Raw genomic sequence first — 3,769 nt, forward strand, 5'->3', positions numbered from 1 at the left:
TGAAAGCGGCGTTCAAGGGCTTTATCTTTTTCAATGTATTTTTGATACTCTGCCAAAGTAGTAGCACCAATAGCGCGTAAGTCCCCTCGGGCAAGAGCAGGTTTAAGGATATTAGCGGCATCCATAGCCCCCTCAGTGGCTCCAGCCCCAACTAAGGTATGGATTTCATCAATGAAAAGCACAATTTCCCCATCAGAGTCTATGACCTCTTTAACTACGGCTTTTAATCTATCTTCAAACTCACCTCTATATTTTGCACCTGCTATCAAAGCCCCCATGTCTAAACTCATGATGGTTTTGGTTTTGAGGTCTTCGGGAACATCCCCAATAACAATCCGATGCGCTAAACCCTCTGCAATAGCTGTTTTACCTACTCCAGGTTCGCCAATTAAAACAGGGTTATTTTTAGTTCTACGGCTTAAAATTTGCAAAACTCTACGAATTTCCTCATCTCTTCCAATAACAGGGTCTAATTTTCCTTCTTTGGCTAACTCGTTCAAGTTACGTGCGTATTTTTTAAGTGCATTGTACTTTTCCTCTGCATTTTGGTCTGTGATTCTATTATCGCCGCGTAATTCTTTAATGACCTTTTTAATTTCTTTTTCACTTACTCCTTGATCTCTAAGCGCGTTACCTATCCAATCTTTTTGTTCTGCTAAACCTATCAAAAGGTGCTCTATGCTTACAAATTCATCTTTCATTTGAGCAGCTTTTTGTTCAGCCGTATCCAACACACGTTTGAGTTCATTAGATAAATACTCCCCTTGAGCTCCTGTAACTCTAGGTAGGCGCTTAATGCCCTCCTCAACTTTTTGGCTAAAAATATTTAAGTTTGCATTTAGCTTTTTAAGAATATACGCCGCAATACTATTTTCTTGCTCTAATAAAGCCTTAGCTAAATGCGGTGTATCTATAAACTGATGCTGGTGCTGAGAAGCAATACTTTGTGCCTGTTGTATCGCTTCTTGAGCTTTTATTGTAAATTTATTGATATTCATACTCTATTTCTCCTTCACTTAACCAACTTAAACAACATACATTCCATAGGTTACTTTCTGCCTTTTTTACGCAAAATCCATAAACTGTTAACCAAATATATGCAATAATTGCAGAGTTAAGTTTATTTTACTGACAAAATTTCAGGTTTTTAACAAATTTTTGGAACAATATTTGCGAAGTAGAAAAAAATAATACCGTACGATTATGAAAGCTATCAAAGTTCTAACCTTGCTACTTTTAGTAGCAGTTTCAGCTGTTACTTTCACCAGCTGTAAAAAATACGAAGAAGGACCTGCCATTAGTCTTCGTTCCAAAAAAGCTCGTGTAGTGGGCAAGTGGAAGGTAGAAAAAGCTATGGAGAATGGAAATGATGTAACTTCCATAGTCAACATGTTAAGTCCAATATACGAGTACAAGAAAAATGGCGATTTAGTATTAACTATGAGTTTTCTTGGGGTCACACAAACCGAAACCCACAAATGGGAATTTGACGACGATAAAGAGTCTATTATAATTACCTATACAAATACAACCCCTAATGAAAAAGAAGAATGGAAAATTCTACGCTTGAAGAATAAAGAAATGTGGCTCAAGCATACTCATGATGGCGATACTGTTGAACTTCACCTTGAAGCCGACGAATAATTCAACTACAAGTAATTATATAATCACACCCACAACTTAAAATGTGGGTGTTTTATTTTTTGTAGGCTAGCTTTACTTTTATTGTTAGTAAAAGCACAGCTGTCAAGCTAATCCAACCTAAAACATCACCTATACGAGTGTATAATGTAGTGTAGTTTATTATTCCGACAGATTGAGTAATAACGGCTTCTTTCCACCATTTCGTAGGTTGATGTACTCCCCCTCTAGCATCAATAAACATAGAACGCCCTGTATTTGCACAACGAGCAATATATCTACGGTTCTCAATCGCTCTAATTTTAGCATAGTAAGCATGCTGAATGTAGCCTGATGTATTTCTCCACCAGCCATCATTTGTAATTATGGCAAAAAAATCTGCTCCTTGTCTGCAAAAATCAGTAATGTAATTCCCATAAATTGACTCGTAGCAAATAATAGGCGCTACGCGCACTTTTTGGTAAGTTAAAGTTTGTACCTTATCTACTTTGCCCAAGCTGTGCGATTCACCCCCTAAACGTATCATGCTGTATTTTTCTAAAACTCCTAATACACTTAAAAAAGGCATTCGCTCTACCAAAGGTACTAATTTTGACTTTCTATGAAATTGAACTTCATTGTTTTTTGTGATGATGGTAGCTGCGTTATACATGTCATACCAATCTGAAGTACCCTCTAACCTTGCTGCACTTGCGCTTTTGCCTTGTCCGTTGATATATCTACGCACAGAAGTAATCCCTAACAAAATAGCTTGTTTATCATGGACTAACTCTGCTTGAAGCGCTTTGACAAAAGTATCTTGGTAGAGTTGCTCTTCCCAAATGCTGTACGGAATAGCTGTTTCAGGTAAAATAATCCAATCCGGTTTATCTTTTTGCGCTTGGCGAATAAGGGAGATAAAAGTTTGCAATTGCTTTTGTACAGTATTTTCATCAAATTTGTGGTAGGGGTCAATGTTTGGCTGAATGATAGAAACAGTTAAATTTTGAGTAGGTTGTGGTACATGAAACCAAAAAATAAAGTCTGCTAATAAAGGCAGAGTTATAGCTACGCTCAAAACCTTTCTCAATCGGTTGTTATGATGCAAAAAAATGGATAGTATCAAGAGATTAACTATCCAAATCCATAATGAACCTCCTAGTACGCCCGTCCATTCATAAAATTGCATGCCAAAAGTAAAGGTAGAAAGCGCATGCCCTAAGGTTATCCAGGACCAAGATAAATCCCAACGAAAATGTAAGTATTCAAAGCTTATCCATGCGGCTACCAATGTTAAATAGGCTATTTTGGGCGTAGTTTTGGGATATACGTTCAGAAAGAGCAAAATTGGTAAGCTTTGTAAAAGTGGATTGACTAAAATAGCCCCTAAGCCACCTGCTACACTAGCATAACATAGCCAGTAGCAAGTCCCTGTGTTCCATAGTAGTAGGGCTAAATAAATAGCGCTAAATCTGTGATATTGAGCTGTATATGAGGTTAAAATAATGGCAGGAAGCACGCCGGCTATCCACGCTATGGTATTTTCAACGCCTTGACTTTCTAATACACTGCCCAAAACTAAACCTATCAAAATGCTTAGCCATAAGTACCCTGATGCATATTTGATAAAGTGCGGTTTTTGAATAGAAGGATAGTTAAAATCATGATGCAGTAGTGCGTAAAGCAAAGGTACAAAAAAGATAAAAGCTAAAACAAATAAAGGTGAAGGCGGAAAAGCTAAAACGCCTAAAATTCCTGTCAAATACGCGCTCCACAAGGGATTTTTAAGCCAATTTTGAAGGGACATTGCACAAAAGTACATAAAAATAAAAAACGTAAGGGACTCAACCCATTACGGGGAATCAACCTTACGCCTGCTCAATTACTGTTGCGATGTCTTCCCGACATTGCTGACACAAAAATACAGGGCTTTAATCTTGAATAGGTAGAAAGCTACTTGAATTGTCAAAATTTGTGCATGATTGGCAAAAAGTAGAGCATGAAAGGTCAAAAAATAGACATGAAATTTTTTAACTCTGCTATGTTTGTCAAGAGTAAGTTTATTTAAGTTTATTTTTTGGGCGTGCCCCTTGCTGACGCAAGGGTCGGGGCATTCCGCACTACGCTAACGCTTCGGTACTTCGCTGCG

Annotated in this window: 3 protein-coding genes; 1 reads left to right on the forward strand and 2 read right to left on the reverse strand. The window is 37.6% G+C overall.

Annotated features, from left to right (window positions below; genetic code table 11):
- A partial coding sequence (locus NZ519_12950) for an ATP-dependent Clp protease ATP-binding subunit (GenBank protein MCS7029662.1) occupies positions 1–998 on the reverse strand: 998 nt, incomplete at its 3' end.
- Between the two features lie 205 nt (positions 999–1,203).
- Between NZ519_12950 and NZ519_12955 the strand changes: the two genes are divergently transcribed.
- Positions 1,204–1,644 carry a hypothetical protein gene (locus NZ519_12955; GenBank protein ID MCS7029663.1) on the forward strand — a complete coding sequence of 147 codons (441 nt, stop codon included), beginning with the start codon at positions 1,204–1,206 and terminating at the stop codon, positions 1,642–1,644.
- Between the two features lie 52 nt (positions 1,645–1,696).
- Here NZ519_12955 and lnt read toward each other — a convergent pair whose 3' ends face one another.
- Positions 1,697–3,427 carry an apolipoprotein N-acyltransferase gene (gene lnt, locus NZ519_12960; GenBank protein MCS7029664.1) on the reverse strand — a complete coding sequence of 577 codons (1,731 nt, stop codon included), beginning with the start codon at positions 3,425–3,427 and terminating at the stop codon, positions 1,697–1,699.
- Between the last annotated feature and the right edge of the window lie 342 nt (positions 3,428–3,769).

It is taken from the genome of Bacteroidia bacterium, assembly GCA_025056095.1.
Classification (GTDB): domain Bacteria; phylum Bacteroidota; class Bacteroidia; order JANWVE01; family JANWVE01; genus JANWVE01.